A 16,660-nucleotide genomic window follows, 5' to 3' on the forward strand; every position below is an offset into this window, starting at 1 on the left:
GAGGGGTTGCCACAGCCCGCCCGCCTCTTTATAGTCTGAGTGACTATTAAGGAGGTGGGTGGGCGTGACCACAGCAAAGGGCAACGCACCCGAAGCCCCCGAGGGTTACGACAAGCACGCCTTCGAGCCCTTCGCCGTCACCGTCGATCTCGCGGTGTTCACGGTCCGGGCGGCCGTACTCCAGGTGCTGCTGATCGAGCGCGGGCAGGAACCGTACGCGGGCTGCTGGGCACTGCCCGGCGGTTTCGTCCTGCCCGAGGAGTCCGCGGAGACGGCCGCCCGGCGCGAACTCGCCGAGGAGACCGGTCTGTCGGACGTCACCGGGCTGCATCTGGAGCAGCTGCGGACGTACAGCGAGCCGGACCGCGATCCCCGGATGCGGGTCGTCTCCGTCGCGTACGCGGCGCTGCTGCCCGACGCTCCGGAGCCGCACGGCGGCTCAGACGCGGCACGCGCCCAGTGGCTGCCGTACGACGGGCTCGGACCGCTCGCCTTCGACCACGACCGGATCCTCGCCGACGCCCATGAACGGGTCGGCGCCAAGCTCGAGTACACCTGTCTCGCCACGGCCTTCTGTCCGCCCGAGTTCACGCTCGGGGAGCTTCAGCAGGTCTACGAGACGGTGTGGGGGACGGTCCTGGACCGGCCCAACTTCCGGCGCAAGGTCCTGGCCACGCCCGGCTTCGTCGAACTGATCCCCGGCGCGGCGCGCCTGACCGGCGGCCGGGGCAAGCCGGCGGCGCTGTACCGGGCGGGCAGCGCCACCACCCTCCACCCGCCCCTGCTCCGACCGTCTCCGTCCTGGGAAGGACCATCCTCATGACCACCACCGTCAGGAAGCGTGCTGCCACAGGGGCGTTGATCGGGCTGGCCCTCGGGGACGCGCTCGGCTTTCCGACCGAGTTCAACGACGTACCGTCGATCCTCGCCAAGTTCGGGCCGTGGCGGGAGATGGGGCTGCCGACACCGGCGATCGTCACGGACGACACACAGATGACGCTGGCGTTGGGGTGGGGGCTGCGGACGGCCATGGACCGGGGGGTGCTCGCGCCCAAGAGGATGGAACGGCCCGTGCGCGAGGAGTTCGTGGACTGGTTCCAGTCGCCGGAGAACAACCGGGCGCCTGGCCGTACATGTCTGGTGGCCTGCGAGAAGCTGAAGCGCCCGGACCGGCCCTGGCAGGACGCCAGCCAGATCCACTCCAAGGGCTGCGGTGCCAACATGCGCGTCGCACCCATCGGGCTGATCCCCGGTCTGAGCGACGAACAGCGCGCCGGGGCCGCCCAGTTGCAGGCCGCGCTCACGCACGGCCATCCCACGGCGCTGGCCGCGTCCGACCTCACCGCGCATGCCGTACGCCTCCTCGCGCAGGGCACCGAGCCGACCGGCCTCGTCGGACTGCTGCGCTCGTACGCGTACGAGAACCGCTCCCGCTACCACGACCAGTGGCTCGGCGACCTGTGGACGCGCAGCCAGGACCCGACGCCCGCGCACTTCATCGAGCGGGGCTGGGACGAGTGCCTGGAGATCCTGGACCGGCTTCAGAAAGCCGTGCGCTCACACTCACCCGAGATGGACCCGTGCCTGGCCACCGGCGAGGGCTGGATCGCCGAGGAGGCCCTCGCCACCGGCCTGCTCTGCTTCCTGCTCTTCCTCGACGAACCGCTCACCGCGTTGCGCCGGGCCGCCTGCACCTCGGGCGACTCCGACTCGATCGCCTGCCTGGCGGGCGCGTTCGCCGGGGCGTACGTCGGGGCCGACGCCTGGCCCACGGAGTGGGCCGACAGGATCGAGTACCGGGGCGATCTCATGGCCCTGGGAGCGCTCTGGGACGCTTGATCGATGACCCACGACCTGGACATCGACCTTGCGCCCGTCGTCGCGGAACAGCCCGACCCCGTGCTCTTCGCCACTGTCTCCGGAGCGCATCTGTACGGTTTCCCGTCCCGCGACTCGGACGTCGACCTGCGCGGCGTTCACCTGCTGCCCACGGAAGCCCTCGTGGGGTTGCGCGAGCCGGAGGAGACCCGGTCGCGCATGTGGGAGCGGGACGGCGTGGAGATGGACCTGGTCACGCACGACCTGCGGAAGTTCGTACGGCTGATGCTGCGCCGCAACGGTTATGTGCTGGAGCAGTTGCTCTCACCGATCGTCGTGCACACCACGGACGTGCACACCGAACTCGTCGCGCTCGCGCCCGCCGTGCTCACCAGCCGTCACGCGCACCACTACCGCGGGTTCGCCGCGACACAGTGGCGGCTCTTCGGGAAGACCAGTGAGCTGAAGCCGCTGCTCTACACGTTCCGGGTGCTGCTCACCGGCATCCACCTGATGCGGTCGGGCGAGGTGCAGGCCCATCTGCCCACGCTCATCGGTCAGCTCGACGCCCCCGCGTATCTGCCGGACCTGATCGCCGCGAAGGCGGAGCGGGAGCACGGAGCTGCCGACGTCGCCCACGCGCGCGTGCAGGACGATGTGGAGCGGCTGCACGCCGTGCTCGACGAGGCGCAGGCCGCTTCAGTGTTGCCGGACGCCCTCGCCGACACGACGTACGACGCTCTGCATCATCTGGTCGTCCGCGCCCGATCGCAGGGCTGAGGCGCGTCGGACGCGGATCAAGAAGTCCTCGACCCGGACCCGGTCCGGCTCGGGCGGGAGCGGGCTACGGGCCGCCGCCTCGTCCGCTTCCGTGGCGAGGCGAGCCATCCGGGACTCGACGGTCGGCCAGGGGACCTCGCCGCGTTTCACCGCGAGCAGGGGCTCTCGCTGGTCGCCGACGTCGAGGGTGAGGGTGCCCGTGCGGAGCAGGTCGCGGCAGCTCGTCAGGAGGCGCAGCATGTGCATGGCGTGCTTCCAGCGGGGTGTGCCGTGGGTGCGGACGTCCGCTTCCAGCTTCTTGCGCTGGCCCAGTGCGTAGCGTGCGAAGGTGTCGTGCGCCTGGCGGGAGAGGAACGCCTCGCGCAGGGCGAGGAGTTCGCGACCCGTGTCGTCCGCGTGCGTGACGAGCGGGGAGTGCAGGCACTCCAGGATGTTCGGGTTGGCGCGCAGAGCCAGTGCGCAGAAGCGCTCCAGCTCCCAGCTGAACTGTTCGTCCGCGGGACCGTCGACGTGCGTCGGCGGCTTCTCGAAGCGCCAGAAGAGCGGGGCGGGGGCCAGGAACACGCCCCGGACGTCGGTGTCGCTGGTGTCCGTGGCCAGGCCGAAGGCGCGGGAGCCCATGACGCAGGAGTAGATCGTGTGATCGTTTACCAGGTCCTCGGGGCTCATACGGACGAGCGTAAGGTCCGGATCACGCCAGGCGAATCGAATTTCCCGTGACCGCGAGCTTCTCCTCGGGGAGGGGTCTTGTCGCCGGGCCGTCGGCCACCGAGGCGTCGGATACGCGGAACTTGCTGCCGTGGCAGGTGCAGTTGATCGTGCCGTCCGAGACGTTGGCGACTGTGCAGCGCTGGTGGGTGCAGATGGCCGAGAAAGCCTTGAACTCGCCCTGTTCGGGCTGGGTGACGACGACCTGCTCGTCCTTGAAGATCTTGCCGCCGCCTACCGGGATGTCGGTCGTCCTGGCCAGTTCCTCGCCGCCCGGGGCCTCGCCGGGGGACTCTCCGGACGTCTCCTCCGGGGCAGGCGACTCCGCCTCGCCCCCGCCGTTCTCGTTCCCGTACTCGCTGCACCCCGCGAGCAGCGCGGCCGCGCCGGCCGCCCCCGCCGCGAGAACCGTGCGACGCGTCGAGCGGATCGTCATGTCGTCACTCCGAAGGTGCGGAAGAACCAGAGAGCCGAGGTCAGCCAGACCACCGTGAGCGCGGCGAAGACGAGCCCGCCGACGATGGGCAGCAGCCAACCGGGCAGTCGCTCCGAGCGAAGGAGCAGCATCTTGGCGCTGAAGGCACCGAAGAAGAAGCAGCCCAGGAGCGAATGCCACAATACGCGCGGTTCATATGTCTGATAGCCCAATGCGTATAAACAGTGCACGGCGACCGGTACCGCGGCCAGGAACGCGACCCGCCCCGACCAGCGGTGCAGCACCCCTGCCCAGCTCGGGCCCGGCAGCTTTCCGTACACCATGAGCGCCGAGACGAACTGCACCACCGCGAAGCCCATCGCCCCTGTGGCCAGCCAGGACTTGACGGCGCCCGTGCTGCTGAACCCGGCCAGGTTGAAGGCCGTGCCCGCCGGTTCGTGCACCTTGCCGTACGCGCCGAGGGCGAGGGCGACCGCCCCGGCGACCAGGGCCGGGACGAGGTAACGGGAGGCCTGTGGACGGCGGGCCGGTTCGGGCGAGGGGAAGTCCTGGGTGGCGGCGTTCGGGTCGACGGTCATGGTCGGCTCCCTGCGGTCAGGGCTGAACGGAGGACTACGGCGGCCCGGAGTACTACGGCTGCACGGGGCGGGCGGTGAGCTGCTGTCCGTCGACCGTCACGGCGCCGGTCTCGGGGTCGATACGGGGCGCGGCCGAGGGTGTGCCGTCGCGCTTGACGATGCCGACCTGCTGACCGTCCGGCAGCACGATCCAGCCGCCGTCGATCTCGGCGCCGCGTACGGACTCGGTGGCCCGGTACAGCCCCGAGGGCTTGAGCGCCTTGTCGGCGGTGAACCCGTACTCCTGCTGCCCCGTGTCCACCGTGCCGCTGATCCGGCTGCCCTTCAGCTCGCCGTTCAGTACGCCGCCCTGTTGACTGGTCAGCCGCATGCTGCCGTCGGCCTTGACGTCGCCCTTCAGCCAGGACTCCTGGTCCCGGCCGTCGCAGAAGTACGCGATCGCCCTGCCGTCGCGCAGTGAGACCGCGACCGCGGAGGAGTCGTCGTCCGTACGGCCCGCGTAGTCGGCGTTGGCCGGTGCGCTCGGCGACGGTGCGCTCTTCGACGGGCTCGGTGACGCGGTCGTCTTCGTCGGCTCGGGAGCCGGGCTGGGCGACACCTTCGTGGCGGGCTTCTCGCCCCCGGCCGACGAGGTGGGACTCGTCCCTGTCGTCGCGTTGAGCGACAGCATCACCAGGGCCAGCAGGAGCCCCCCGAGTAGCGTGAAAAGTGGTCCGGAGCGCTTCATTTGTGCCTCCCCCGAGGCGTCGCGGACAGCATCCCCATGCAAGCGGAAGCGCGGGGCGGCGTCCATAGGCGGACCCATGCCGTTTCACCCCGATGAGAGGGACCGCACGGTTCCGTGACATTCGCGGGGTCCGCGGCCGTCCCGACGCGCTCGTCCCGCGTCTCGGCAGGCGGGCGCCGCGTACTCGCGTACGACGGGCTGACTACGCTGGATGTGCACAGAGCCGATACGTACATCAGCGAGGAGCGACACCGTGGCGGTACGAGCGGTCCGCGGCGCCGTCCAACTGGAGCGGGACGAAGCCGGGCACATGGACGAGCAGGTCAGCGAGCTGCTCACCGCCATCCTGGAGCGGAACTCTCTGACCACCGAGGACCTCATCAGCATCTGGTTCACGGCGACGCCCGACCTGCACAGTGACTTTCCGGCAGCCGCCGCGCGCAAGCTCGGCATCGTCGACGTACCGCTGATCTGCGCTCAGGAGCTGGACATCGAGGGCGCGATGCCCAGGGTCGTACGCGTTCTCGCGCACATCGAGTCCGATCTGCCGCGCTCCGACATCGCGCACGTCTACCTCGGCGCCGCGGCCGCGCTCCGCAAGGACATCGCCCAGTGAGGACCGCACTCGTCATCGGTACGGGGCTCATCGGCACGTCGGCGGCGCTGGCCCTGGTGGGGCGTGGCGTCGTCGTGCACCTCGCCGACCACGACCCGGAGCAGGCCCGTACGGCCGCCGCGCTCGGCGCCGGCACGGACGAGGAGCCCGCGGGCCCCGTCGACCTCGCGATCGTCGCGGCGCCACCCGCACACGTGGCCACGACGCTCGCCGACGCGATGCGGCGCGGGATCGCGCGCGGCTACCTGGACGTGGCCAGCGTCAAGGGCGGGCCGCGCCGTGAGCTGGAGGCGCTGGGGCTCGACCTCTCCGCGTACATCGGTTCGCATCCCATGTCGGGCCGTGAGAAGTCGGGTCCCCTGGCCGCGACCGGGGACCTCTTCGAGGGACGGCCCTGGGTACTGACGCCCACCCGGGACACCGACACCGAAGTGCTCAACCTCGCCCTGGAGTTGGTGTCGCACTGCCGTGCCGTACCGGTCGTGATGGACGCCGACGCCCACGACCGCGCGGTGGCGCTGGTCTCCCACATGCCCCACCTGGTGTCCAGCATGGTCGCCGCGCGTCTGGAGAACGCCGAGGAGGCAGCCGTACGTCTCTGCGGCCAGGGCATCCGTGACGTGACCCGGATCGCGGCCTCCGAGCCCCGGATGTGGATCGACATCCTGTCCGCGAACCCGGGCCCGGTCGCCGACCTCCTCGCGGACGTCTCCGCAGACCTGGACGAAACGGTGCAGGCCCTGCGCGCACTCCAGTCCTCCGACGAGGCCAAGCGCCGTGAGGGCGCCTCCGGCATCGAGGACGTCCTGCGCCGCGGCAACGCCGGCCAGGTCCGCGTCCCCGGCAAACACGGCGCCGCCCCCACGGTGTACGAGAGCGTCGTCGTTCTCATCAACGACCAGCCGGGTCAACTGGCCCGCATCTTCGCGGACGCGGGCGCCGCGGGCGTCAACATCGAGGACGTACGCATCGAGCACGCGACCGGGCAGCAGGCGGGCCTGGTGGAGCTGATGGTGAAGCCGGCGGTGGCGCCGGTGCTGACGGCGGCACTGCGGGAGCGTGGCTGGGCGATCCGGCAGTAGCGGCCGGGGTGGGGACCGGTGCCGCGAGTCGGCGGTCGGAGGCCGCCGCGGCCGTCCCGGAGCCCGGGAGGCGTCCTGGCGCCGAGGGGTGCGAGGGCGGCGTCGAGGATGGGGTCGGAGGCCAGTAATACCGGGCTCGGGGAGACAGTAACCTTGTGCGGGGCGCGATCGTGCCCGTACCAGTCCACCACCCCGCATCAGGAAGGTGCTCGCACCCGTGGAAACCAGCGCCGCCCGGACCGCACCGGCAGTGATCGTCGCCATCGACGGCCCCTCCGGCACGGGCAAGTCGAGCACCTCGAAGGCCGTCGCGGCCCAGCTCGGTCTGAGCTACCTCGACACCGGTGCCCAGTACCGGGCGATCACGTGGTGGATGGTGAACAACGGCATAGACATCAGCGACCCCACCGCGATCGCCGCCGTGGCCGCGAAGCCCGAGATCGTGTCCGGTACGGACCCCTCGGCGCCGACCATCACGGTGGACGGCACGGATGTCTCGGGTCCGATCCGCACCCAGGAGGTCACCTCCAAGGTGAGCGCGGTCAGTGCCGTGCCCGAGGTGCGCGCCCGGATCACCGAACTGCAGCGCTCGGTCGCCGCGGCAGCCAAGCTGGGCATCGTCGTCGAGGGCAGGGACATCGGGACCACCGTCCTGCCCGACGCCGACGTGAAGATCTTCCTCACCGCGTCCCCGGAGGCCCGCGCCGCCCGCCGCAGCGGTGAGCTGAAGGGCGCCGACCTCCACACGACCCGCGAGGCCCTGCTGAAACGGGACGCGGCCGACTCCACCCGTAAGACCTCGCCGCTCGCCAAGGCGGACGACGCGGTCGAGGTGGACACCTCCGATCTCACGCTCCAGCAGGTCATCGAGTGCGTGGTCACCCTGGTCGAGGAGAAGCGGGCAGCGAAGTGACGGCACCGTCGGAGCGGGGCGCGGAGGTCGGGCGGCGCATCGGCGTCGGCCTGATGTACGGGTTGTGGAAGCCGCGCGTCCTGGGTGCCTGGAAGGTCCCCGCGACCGGCCCGGTGATCCTCGCCGCCAACCACTCCCACAACATCGACGGTCCGATGGTCATCGGTGTGGCGCCCCGGCCGTCGCACTTCCTGGTCAAGAAGGAGGCGTTCGTCGGCCCGCTCGGCCCCTTCATGCACGCCGTCGGCCAGCTGAAGGTGGACCGCTCGACCGCCGACCGCACCGCCATCACCCAGGCCCTCGGCGTCCTGGAGAACGGCGGAGTCCTCGGCATCTTCCCGGAGGGCAGCCGCGGCGAGGGCGACTTCGCCGCGCTGCGCGCCGGGCTCGCCTACTTCGCCGTACGCAGCGGAGCGCCGGTCGTTCCGGTCGCCGTGCTGGGAAGTACGGAGCGGCGCGGGCGGTTGATAAAGGGGCTGCCTCCGCTGCGCAGCCGGGTCGACGTCGTCTTCGGCGACCCGTTCGAAGCGGGCGACGGCAGCGGGCGGCGTACGCGCAAGGCGCTCGACGAGGCGACCGAGCGCATCCAGAAGCAGCTCAGCGCGCACCTGGAAGACGCCAGGCGTCTCACGGGGCGCCTGGAAAACGCAGGGCGTCTCACCGAGCGCTGAGCGACACTTGAGTAGTGGATCACCCGGAATCAGGGCGCTCCACCGATCACCACGATGAACGAGGTACGGACTTCATGAACGACCACATCCAGCCCGACGGCTCGGAGCACGAGCACGGGGCGCTTGGCGATGCCGAGTACGCGGAGTTCATGGAGCTCGCCGCGGAAGAGGGCTTCGACGTCGAGGACGTCGAGGGCGCGATCGAGGCGGCCGGACACGGCCCGCTCCCGGTCCTCGCCATCATCGGCCGCCCGAATGTCGGCAAGTCGACCCTGGTGAACCGCATCATCGGCCGCCGCGAGGCCGTCGTCGAGGACAAGCCCGGCGTGACCCGTGACCGCGTCACCTACGAGGCCGAGTGGGCGGGCCGCCGCTTCAAGATCGTCGACACCGGCGGCTGGGAGCAGGACGTCCTCGGCATCGACGCGTCCGTGGCCGCGCAGGCCGAGTACGCGATCGACGCGGCCGACGCGGTCGTCTTCGTCGTCGACGCCAAGGTCGGCGCGACGGACACGGACGAGGCGGTCGTCCGGCTGCTGCGCAAGGCGGGCAAACCCGTCGTGCTGTGCGCCAACAAGGTCGACGGCCCGAGCGGCGAGGCGGACGCGGCGTACCTGTGGTCCCTCGGCCTCGGCGAGCCGCACCCCGTCTCGGCCCTGCACGGCCGTGGCACCGGCGACATGCTGGACGCCGTCCTTGAGGCGCTGCCGGACGCCCCGGCGCAGACCTTCGGCGTCGGCGTCGGCGGACCGCGTCGTATCGCCCTGATCGGCCGCCCGAATGTCGGCAAGTCGTCTCTGCTCAACAAGGTGGCGGGCGAGGAGCGCGTCGTCGTCAACGAGGTCGCGGGCACCACCCGTGACCCGGTCGACGAGCTCATCGAACTCGGCGGCATCACCTGGAAGTTCGTGGACACGGCGGGCATCCGCAAGCGTGTCCACCTCCAGCAGGGCGCCGACTACTACGCCTCGCTGCGCACGGCCGCCGCCGTGGAGAAGGCGGAGCTCGCGGTGATCCTCATCGACGCCTCCGAGTCCATCTCAGTCCAGGACCAGCGCATCGTCACGATGGCCGTGGAGGCGGGCCGCGCGATCGTCCTTGCCTTCAACAAGTGGGACACCCTCGACGAGGAGCGCCGCTACTACCTGGAGCGGGAGATCGAGACCGAGCTTGCCCAGGTGGCGTGGGCGCCGCGGGTGAACGTCTCGGCGCTCACGGGCCGCCACATGGAGAAGCTGGTCCCGGCCATCGAGACGGCGCTGGCGGGCTGGGAGACCCGGGTCCCGACGGGCCGGCTGAACGCCTTCCTCGGTGAACTGGTCGCCGCGCATCCGCACCCGGTCCGGGGCGGCAAGCAGCCGCGGATCCTGTTCGGTACGCAGGCGGGCACGAAGCCGCCGCGGTTCGTGCTCTTCGCGTCCGGCTTCATCGAGCACGGCTACCGGCGCTTCGTGGAGCGCCGGCTGCGTGAGCAGTTCAGCTTCGAGGGGACGCCGATCCATATCTCCGTACGCGTGCGGGAGAAGCGCGGCAAGAAGAAGTAACGGGCGCCGTCCGGGCGTTGGAGAGGGCCCCCTGCTGGTGCAGGGGGCCCTCTCCGTACGTACGAGCTGCCGCGTCAGCGTTCCTTGCGCGGCCGGGGCGGCAGCGCCGGGATCAGCCCCGAGGCGTGCTGCCGGGCGACCGGCTGCCAGACGCCGGTGGTGGTGCGGCCGCGTGAGGCCGGGCGTCCGCTCGTGTGCTGCACGGTGCCGAAGGCGGTGAAGCCCAGCTCCTCCTCGCCGCTGCGATCGCCCGGCGGGGTCCGGAAGGACCGGCGGAACTCCGCGTAGAGCGCGTCGTAGATCGGCGTGGCCGAACGACCGGAGGAGTCCTGCGCCGGCCGCATGGCCGGGATCGGTGACGTGTACGGCAGGCGGCGAGGGGCGTCGTAGGTGTGCACGTACGTGCCAACGACCCCGGGCCCCAACAGATGCGCCCGACCTGGGCTGATGCCCGGGCCGGGCGCATTCGGGAACCGGTGCTCACACTCAGGTCCCGGCCAGCGGCATCGCGGCCGCCACCAGCTTGCCGTTGGCCGCCGCCTTGTCGAGGGCCTCGCGGAGCAGGTCCTCGCGGGGCTGGCGGCCGATCGAACCGACGGGGGCCGCGAACAGCAGCACCTGCTGGTGCTTGTTGGCGGCCTGCCGCCAGCTGTCGGTGACCTGGAGTGGCTGGTGGGCCTGCCACCAGGCGACGGGCGAGCCGCCGCCGGTGCCGGGCTGCAGGACCGCGTGCAGCTGGCCCATGGCGAGCAGCACGGACCAGCCGTGCAGCACGGGCGGCACCTCGGTCAGCTGGGGCAGCGGCATGAAGCCCTGCTCGATGAGGAGCGGCAGGAAGTCGTCACCGTCGCCTCCCGTCGTGCCGGGGCGCGCGATGGGCCCGGTCGGCTCGACGACGAGCGCGGGGTGCAACTCGCCGCCGAGCAGGACGAGTCCGCTCGTGACACCGAGGACGGCCTGCTCGGGCATGGCCTCGGCGGGGCCGGGGCGCTCGTGTTCGGTGACCGATTCCTGGCCGGTGATCGAGCGGACGGCCCCCTGCAACTGCTCCTCGGTGACCTGGACGACCTGCGAGGGCAGGCAGGTGGCGTGGGCGAAGGCGAGGACGGCGGTCTCCTCGCCGATGAACAGGACGGTGCTGGTGCGCTCCTGTTCCGAGTCGCCCGGGGTGCGGCAGGACGTGCAGTCGTAACTGCCCGGGGCGTTCTCTCCGGCGAGCAGCCGGTCGGCTTCTTCGTCGCCGATCTCGGCGCGTACGTCGTCGCTGACGTCGAGCATGCGCGGCACGGGTGGCTCCTCGGGATGCGGTGCGTGGCGTCGCCGGGCGGCTCCCGGCTCATGAACCGGGTGGGTTCCCGGTTCATGAAGAAGACAACGGGCAATCTGTGGCCGGAGTCACGCTCGGGAGCGAACGGAATCGAACCATCCTGCGCGCACGGTGAATCCCGCTGCGGAATCTGCTACTCCATGCCAACTTCTCGGATGTCCAAGGAAGTTGATCCGGTGAGGTGAGTCACAGATCGTCAGTGCACCAGGTCGACAAATCCTGATATCGGCGAATGAAGTGGGTGGCCGGAATTCGCCGATACTGCCGGTAACAGTGAACTGGCCTGGAATGACAAGCATTTGGTTGATATCGGACCGCGCGACTCTCTAGATTCCTCGGCCGTGTGCAACGAGCACCGCTCGGGTACGTCCGCCGGCCGCACCACAGCCAGCTCGAAGCACCACCGTCGGCGGACGGGGCGGACCGGAACGACCGCGGCCGAAGAGCGGCGAGTTCCGTCCTGCCTTGGGGGACCCCGAGTCCTTCGAGAGGGAACTACATGTCCGATTGTGCCGACAACACTCGCAAGGTTCGTACGACCGCGGTCTTCGCCGGGGCGGCACTGCTCGCCCCGCTCGGACTGCTCGCCGCCGGCGGCAACGCCGCAGCGGCGGACAGCGGAGTGTGGGACCGCATCGCCCAGTGCGAGAGCGGCAGCAACTGGCACATCAACACCGGCAACGGCTACTACGGAGGACTCCAGTTCTCCGCGGCCACCTGGCGCGCGTACGGCGGCACGTCCTACGCGTCGACCGCCGACAAGGCCTCCAAGGCGCAGCAGATCGCTGTGGCCACCAAGGTGCAGCGCGCGCAGGGCTGGGGCGCCTGGCCCACCTGCTCCTCACGCGCCGGCGCGTCCGGCAGCGCACCCGCGGCGTCCACACCCAGCACCAAGGCCGCCCCGTCCAAGCCCGCGAAGCCGTCGAAGACGCCGGCCCGCTCGACGAGCCACACCGGCCGCGACGCGTCCCGCGGCGACTACACCGTCCGCTCCGGCGACACGCTGAGCGCCATCGCCGCGCGACACGGGACCACCTGGGAGCGGATCTACGCCGCCAACAAGGCCGCCATCGGCGCCGATCCCAACACGATCGTCCCCGGGCAGCGGCTCAACCTCTGAGCCCTTACTCCCCCTGATGTCGGGCACGAGGGAGCTTCTGGGCCCCATCCGGTCCTCCGACCGGGTGGGGCCCCACCCGCCTCAGGCGCGGCTGGGCGGACCGCCGTGGCCGACTGCTTAGCGTGGCCGAATGCTGATCAAGCGCACGTGGTACGCGGCTGTAGTCGCCGTAGCCCTGACCCTGCTCGCCCCCGCCGAGGCTGCCCCCGCGCCACCGCCCCCGGCGCCCGGTCCTCCGGGCGCGGCCCGGGCGGCGTACAACTGTGGGAAGGACCAGTGGCCCTGGGGCTGTGTCGCCCAGTGCGAGAGCAGCGGCCGCTGGCACGTGAACACCGGAAACGGCTACTACGGAGGGCTGCAGTTCCAGCAGTCCACCTGGGAGGCGTTCGGCGGGCTGAAGTACGCGCCGCGCGCGGATCTGGCCACCCGTCAGGAGCAGATCACCGTCGCCGAGAGGGTGCTGAGCGTCCAGGGATGGGAGGCGTGGCCCGTCTGCTCCAAGAGGTACGGACTCAGGGGCCGGGCGCATGTGGTGAAGCCCGGCGAGACGCTCTCGTCGATCGCCCACCGCTACAGGATCCAGGGCGGCTGGCAGGCGCTCTACCAGCTCAACAAGCAGATCGTCGGGAAGGATCCGAACCGGCTGACCACCGGCATGATGCTGAGCCTCCCCAGGGGAGCCGCCTCCGGCCGGGCGATCACGCCCGGTCCGGTGCTGATGGGTCCGCCGCTGCCCGCTCCGCCGCCTCACCGCTGAACACGACCTCGCCACGCCGTAGTTCGTACACGACTGCCGCCCTGCCGCCCAGGCCGGGCGGCAGTCGCTGTTCGGCCACGATCACGCAGGCGTCGAGGCCGCCGAGCAGTTCGTACGTGCGGGCCGCGACCGGCGGTGACATGCCCTGCGCGGGTTCGTCGACGAGCACCACGCGCGCGCGTGCCAGGAGGGCGCGGGAGAGGGCGAGCATGCGTTGCTCTCCGCCGGAGAGGGTGCCGGCCCTTCTGGCGAGCAGGGGACGCAGTGCGGGGTAGGCGTCGAGGGCGGGCTCGAAGTGGCCGCCGGTGGACGCGAGTTCGAGGTTCTCGCGGACGGTGAGCGAGCCGAAGACGGCCTGCCGTTCCGGCACCAGACACAGTCCGCGGCGGGCCCGTTCGTATGCGGGCATCCGCGTCACGTCGGTGTCGTCCCACAGCACGGCGCCACGGGACAGGGGGACGGTTCCGGCAAGGGCGCGCAGTGCGGTCGTACGGCCCGAGCCGTTGCGGCCGAGCAGGACGGTGAGGCCGGCGGCGGGCGCGTGGAGAGTCACTCCGTGCAGGGCCTCCAGCGGGCCGTACCGCACGCGCGCGTGGCGCAGCGAAATGCCGGTGTTCATCGTTCGACCACCGTGTCGAGTCCTTCGAGGTTGTCGAGTACGTGGCGGGTGGGGCCGGAGGTCACGATGCGGCCCGCCGTCATGACGTGCACGGTGTGGGCCAGGTCGGCCACGAGGTCCATGTCGTGCTCGACGACGAGCAGGGCCATGCCGTCGGCGGCCAGGGCCCGCAACACGCGGGCCAGCGCGGCCACTTCGCCCGTGTCGAGGCCCGCGGCGGGCTCGTCGAGAAGCAGGACACGCGGGCCGCCCGCCAGGGCCCGGGCGAGTTCGACACGCCGCAAGGTGCCGGTCGGCAGCCCCGCCGCGGGCAACGCCCGTACCGCCCCGTCGAGTCCGAGCAGCCGCGACACGCGCTCCACGGCGCCCGGATCGACGACGCGCCCCTGTTCGGCGCCGACCCGCACGTTCTCGGCCACCGTCAACGTCGGGAAGACGGCGAGCTGCTGAAACGTCCGCGCCACGCCGAGGCGCGTGCGGGCGTGGGCCGGGAGTCGGGTCACATCCCGCTCCCCGAACGTGACACGCCCCGCGTCCGGCCGCACGGTCCCGGCGAGACAGTGGAACAGGGTGCTCTTTCCGGCCCCGTTGGGCCCGACGACGGCGGTGACCGCACCCGGCCGGAGCTCGAGATCGACACCGTCGAGGGCGGTGAAGCCGCCGTAGGTGACACGCAGGCCGCGGGCGCGGAGAACGTGGTCGGCTGGCGTGGCCCGCGGCTCCCCGGTCCGGTTGGGTGCCGCGTGTCCAGGGCCGGCGGCTGGTCCGCCTGGTTCCGGCGTCCCGCTCGGACCGTGGGCTGTGCCGGGGTGGGGCGCGCCTTTCAGGCCGCCTGGTTCGGCGGGGCCCGGTACTCCCGCCGCCCGCGGCTCCCCGGTCCGGCCGGGCGCCGCGCGGCCGGGGGCCGATCCGCCAGGCTCAGCCGTCCCGCTCGGGCCGTAGGCCATGCCCCGCCGGTGCGTGCCACCCGGCGCATCCACCGGGGCGGCACCACCCGACCGGGCGGGACCGCCCGCCCCAGCCGGGCCGGATGCCCTCGCCGAAACCGCCGAAACCCCGGTCGCCCCCGCCGCGACCCGCGCCCGGCCCGGCACGGGCGGCTTCGGACGGAGCCGTCTCCGTACCCTGGCCCCCAGCGGCGTGAGCCTCGCCTCGCGGCGCAGGCGGAGGCGGCCCGCCGCCAGACGCAGCGCCTCGTAGGGCCCGCCGGGGAAGCGGCCCACCAGCACGGCCAGGAGGCCGATCAGCGCCGCTGCCACGCCGCCGCGGGTACCCGCGTCCAGGCCCACCAGGAGCGCCGCCGCGGCCAGTGCGCCCAGGACGCTGTCGGCGCCGAGGACGACGATCGCGGCGAACCAGAGGAGGCCGCGCACGGGGTCGTACGCGGCGGGGTCGAAGGCGCGCAGGCCCATGCCGAGCATGCCGCCGCCGAGGGCGGCCAGGGCCGCGCCCGCCACGAAGGCCGTCAGCTTCAGCGCGGGCACGCGGACGCCCGCCGCCGACGCGCCCGCCTCGTGGTCGCGCATCGCGGCCAGGGCGCGGCCGGTGCGGCCCCGGCGCAGTGCGTGCGCGGCGAGCAACGCGCCTGCCAGGAGGCCGAGTTCGAGTACGTAGTACGTGCGGTCGTTCTCGAAGCCCGCCGGGCGGCCCAGCGTCAGGCCCGCCGTCGCGTACGGCTGGGCGAAGACGAAGCGACTCACGCCGACGCCCACCGCGAAGGTCGCCAGGGCGAGGGCCAGACCGTGCCGGCTGATGGCGGGCCAGCCGGTCAGCAGGCCCAGCGGAGCCACCAGCAGGACGGCCACCACCAGCGCGGCCAGTTCGGGAAGCTCCGGCAGGCCCGGGAAGCGGCCCGCCGCCAGCAGTGCCGTGAAGAGGGCGCCGAGACCCGCGTACGCCGCCTGGCCGAGCGAGATCTGGCCGCCGCGACCCGTCACCACGACCAGCGAGAGCATCACCACGCCCAGCGCCGGGACCTGCACGGACGTATGCAGATCCCGGCCCGCGAAGCCCAGGGGGATCAGGAAGAGGACCACGGTCACTATCCACGCACCCGGCGGAGTCGCCACCCGCGCCGTCGCGGTACGTGGCAGCGCGTCCCGGGCGCCGATCCCCGGCAGCACCAGCGCCGCGACCAGCAGCGCGACGACGAAGAGGTTCGCCCCCAGCGCCTGCACCAGCGGCTCGCGCCAGCCCGACGGGTGGAGCCGCGTCAGCTGGCTCTGGACGACCCCGATGCCCAGTGCCACCACCACGGCCACCGGCAGACTGCGCATCCGGGCGGCCACCGCGACCGCCACCACCTCCATGACCAGCAACGGCAGGCCATACGGATCGAGGCGTACGTAAGGCGCCAGGAGCACCCCGGTCAGTCCCGCCGTGAACGAGCCGAAGGCCCAGCCCGCCGCAGCCACCCGGTCCGCGTCGATGCCGCCGAGAACGGCGAGCGAGCGGTCGTCGACGACGGCCCGCAACTCCCGGCCGAAGCGCGTCCAGCGGGTCATCGCTCCCACACCCACGGCCAGGACCAGCGTCACCGTCAACTGCCCCCAGGGATCCGCCGATACGAGCGTCGGCGCGTCCGAGTGTGCGCCCGGACCCCAGATCAGCGCCGCCCCGCCGACCAGCAGCACGAACACGCCGATCGAGGCGACCAGCGTCTGCGCCGGATCGCTGCCGAGGACGGACAGCGGACGGAAGACGAAGCGTTCCAGGGCCAGGCCGATGCCCGGCGCCACCACGAGCAGGGTGAGGGCGGCGGCGAGCGGGAGTGGCCAGTCCCACTCGACCGTGAGCTGGCGCAGCAGATAGGCGCACACCATCGCGATCGCGCCGTGCGCGAAGTTGAGCACGCCGGTCGCCCGATGGGTGACGATCAGCCCGATCCCGGTGAGCGCGGCGGCAGCGCCGACGGAGAGCCCGGCGAGCGTGAGGTCGTACGTCAGCGACGCCATCAGCCGGGAG

At 71.8% G+C, this 16,660-nt stretch carries 18 protein-coding genes; 10 read left to right on the top strand and 8 right to left on the bottom strand.

Annotated features, from left to right (window positions below; all coding sequences use genetic code 11):
• The first annotated feature begins 64 nt into the window (after nt 1–64).
• Genes OP79_RS28010 through OP79_RS28020 form a run of 3 tightly spaced genes read left to right on the top strand, consistent with a single transcriptional unit; the run spans nt 65 to nt 2,598 of the window.
• Nucleotides 65–823 (top strand): NUDIX hydrolase, encoded by a 759-nt coding sequence (locus OP79_RS28010; protein ID WP_033324017.1) that lies wholly within the window; start codon nt 65–67, stop codon nt 821–823.
• The gene (locus tag OP79_RS28015; RefSeq protein ID WP_033324018.1) at nt 820–1,839 is read left to right on the top strand and encodes an ADP-ribosylglycohydrolase family protein; all 1,020 of its coding nucleotides are present in this window, start codon (nt 820–822) and stop codon (nt 1,837–1,839) included. Before OP79_RS28010 ends, OP79_RS28015 begins: the two co-directional genes overlap by 4 nt.
• Nucleotides 1,840–1,842: 3 nt before the next feature.
• Nucleotides 1,843–2,598, top strand: a complete 756-nt coding sequence (locus OP79_RS28020; RefSeq protein ID WP_033324019.1) for a nucleotidyltransferase domain-containing protein — start codon at nt 1,843–1,845, stop codon at nt 2,596–2,598.
• Here OP79_RS28020 and OP79_RS28025 read toward each other — a convergent pair.
• The 4 genes from OP79_RS28025 to OP79_RS28040 are packed head-to-tail and all read right to left on the bottom strand — an operon-like array spanning nt 2,518 to nt 5,047.
• Complete coding sequence (locus OP79_RS28025; protein ID WP_033324021.1) at nt 2,518–3,267, bottom strand: nucleotidyltransferase domain-containing protein; 750 nt, start codon at nt 3,265–3,267, stop codon at nt 2,518–2,520. The two genes, OP79_RS28020 and OP79_RS28025, sit on opposite strands and share 81 nt — an antisense overlap.
• Before the next feature lie 22 nt (nt 3,268–3,289).
• Entirely contained in the window at nt 3,290–3,742 is a 453-nt protein-coding gene (locus tag OP79_RS28030; protein ID WP_033324023.1) for a Rieske (2Fe-2S) protein, read from the bottom strand.
• Complete coding sequence (locus OP79_RS28035) at nt 3,739–4,320, bottom strand: DUF6529 family protein (RefSeq protein ID WP_033324025.1); 582 nt, start codon at nt 4,318–4,320, stop codon at nt 3,739–3,741. The genes OP79_RS28030 and OP79_RS28035 overlap by 4 nt, the downstream gene beginning before the upstream one ends.
• Nucleotides 4,321–4,372: 52 nt before the next feature.
• Entirely contained in the window at nt 4,373–5,047 is a 675-nt protein-coding gene (locus OP79_RS28040; RefSeq protein WP_033324026.1) for a hypothetical protein, read from the bottom strand.
• Between the two features lie 253 nt (nt 5,048–5,300).
• On the opposite strand from OP79_RS28040, the gene aroH reads away from it, so the two are divergent.
• The 5 genes from aroH (at nt 5,301) to der (ending at nt 9,873) form a co-directional block, all read left to right on the top strand.
• Nucleotides 5,301–5,663, top strand: a complete 363-nt coding sequence (gene aroH, locus OP79_RS28045; protein ID WP_033324028.1) for a chorismate mutase — start codon at nt 5,301–5,303, stop codon at nt 5,661–5,663.
• Entirely contained in the window at nt 5,660–6,745 is a 1,086-nt protein-coding gene (locus tag OP79_RS28050) for a prephenate dehydrogenase (RefSeq protein ID WP_033324030.1), read from the top strand. The genes aroH and OP79_RS28050 overlap by 4 nt, the downstream gene beginning before the upstream one ends.
• Before the next feature lie 217 nt (nt 6,746–6,962).
• The gene (gene cmk, locus OP79_RS28055) at nt 6,963–7,658 is read left to right on the top strand and encodes a (d)CMP kinase (RefSeq protein WP_033324032.1); all 696 of its coding nucleotides are present in this window, start codon (nt 6,963–6,965) and stop codon (nt 7,656–7,658) included.
• Between the two features lie 53 nt (nt 7,659–7,711).
• The gene (locus OP79_RS28060) at nt 7,712–8,329 is read left to right on the top strand and encodes a lysophospholipid acyltransferase family protein (RefSeq protein ID WP_425428618.1); all 618 of its coding nucleotides are present in this window, start codon (nt 7,712–7,714) and stop codon (nt 8,327–8,329) included.
• 74 nt (nt 8,330–8,403) lie between these two features.
• Entirely contained in the window at nt 8,404–9,873 is a 1,470-nt protein-coding gene (gene der / locus OP79_RS28065; RefSeq protein WP_033324036.1) for a ribosome biogenesis GTPase Der, read from the top strand.
• A 74-nt stretch (nt 9,874–9,947) separates the two neighbouring features.
• Here the strand turns inward: der and OP79_RS28070 are convergent, their stop codons facing one another.
• Together OP79_RS28070 and OP79_RS28075 are read right to left on the bottom strand one after the other, a co-directional pair.
• Nucleotides 9,948–10,271 carry a hypothetical protein gene (locus OP79_RS28070; RefSeq protein WP_033324120.1) on the bottom strand — a complete coding sequence of 108 codons (324 nt, stop codon included), beginning with the start codon at nt 10,269–10,271 and terminating at the stop codon, nt 9,948–9,950.
• Between the two features lie 88 nt (nt 10,272–10,359).
• The gene (locus tag OP79_RS28075; RefSeq protein WP_033324038.1) at nt 10,360–11,160 is read right to left on the bottom strand and encodes a hypothetical protein; all 801 of its coding nucleotides are present in this window, start codon (nt 11,158–11,160) and stop codon (nt 10,360–10,362) included.
• Between the two features lie 539 nt (nt 11,161–11,699).
• Here OP79_RS28075 and OP79_RS28080 point away from each other — a divergent pair.
• A complete protein-coding gene (locus tag OP79_RS28080; RefSeq protein ID WP_033324040.1) occupies nt 11,700–12,320 on the top strand; it encodes a LysM peptidoglycan-binding domain-containing protein in 621 nt (206 codons plus the stop codon).
• A gap of 130 nt (nt 12,321–12,450) precedes the next feature.
• Complete coding sequence (locus OP79_RS28085; protein WP_051744973.1) at nt 12,451–13,077, top strand: LysM peptidoglycan-binding domain-containing protein; 627 nt, start codon at nt 12,451–12,453, stop codon at nt 13,075–13,077.
• Here OP79_RS28085 and OP79_RS28090 read toward each other — a convergent pair.
• Nucleotides 13,019–13,696, bottom strand: a complete 678-nt coding sequence (locus OP79_RS28090; RefSeq protein ID WP_051744974.1) for an ATP-binding cassette domain-containing protein — start codon at nt 13,694–13,696, stop codon at nt 13,019–13,021. The genes OP79_RS28085 and OP79_RS28090 overlap by 59 nt on opposite strands.
• On the bottom strand, nt 13,693–16,650 hold the full coding sequence (locus OP79_RS28095; protein ID WP_033324042.1) for an ABC transporter permease subunit: 2,958 nt from the start codon (nt 16,648–16,650) through the stop codon (nt 13,693–13,695). The genes OP79_RS28090 and OP79_RS28095 overlap by 4 nt, the downstream gene beginning before the upstream one ends.
• Between the last annotated feature and the right edge of the window lie 10 nt (nt 16,651–16,660).

This window comes from Streptomyces yerevanensis, assembly GCF_000716805.1.
Taxonomy (GTDB): domain Bacteria; phylum Actinomycetota; class Actinomycetes; order Streptomycetales; family Streptomycetaceae; genus Streptomyces; species Streptomyces flaveus.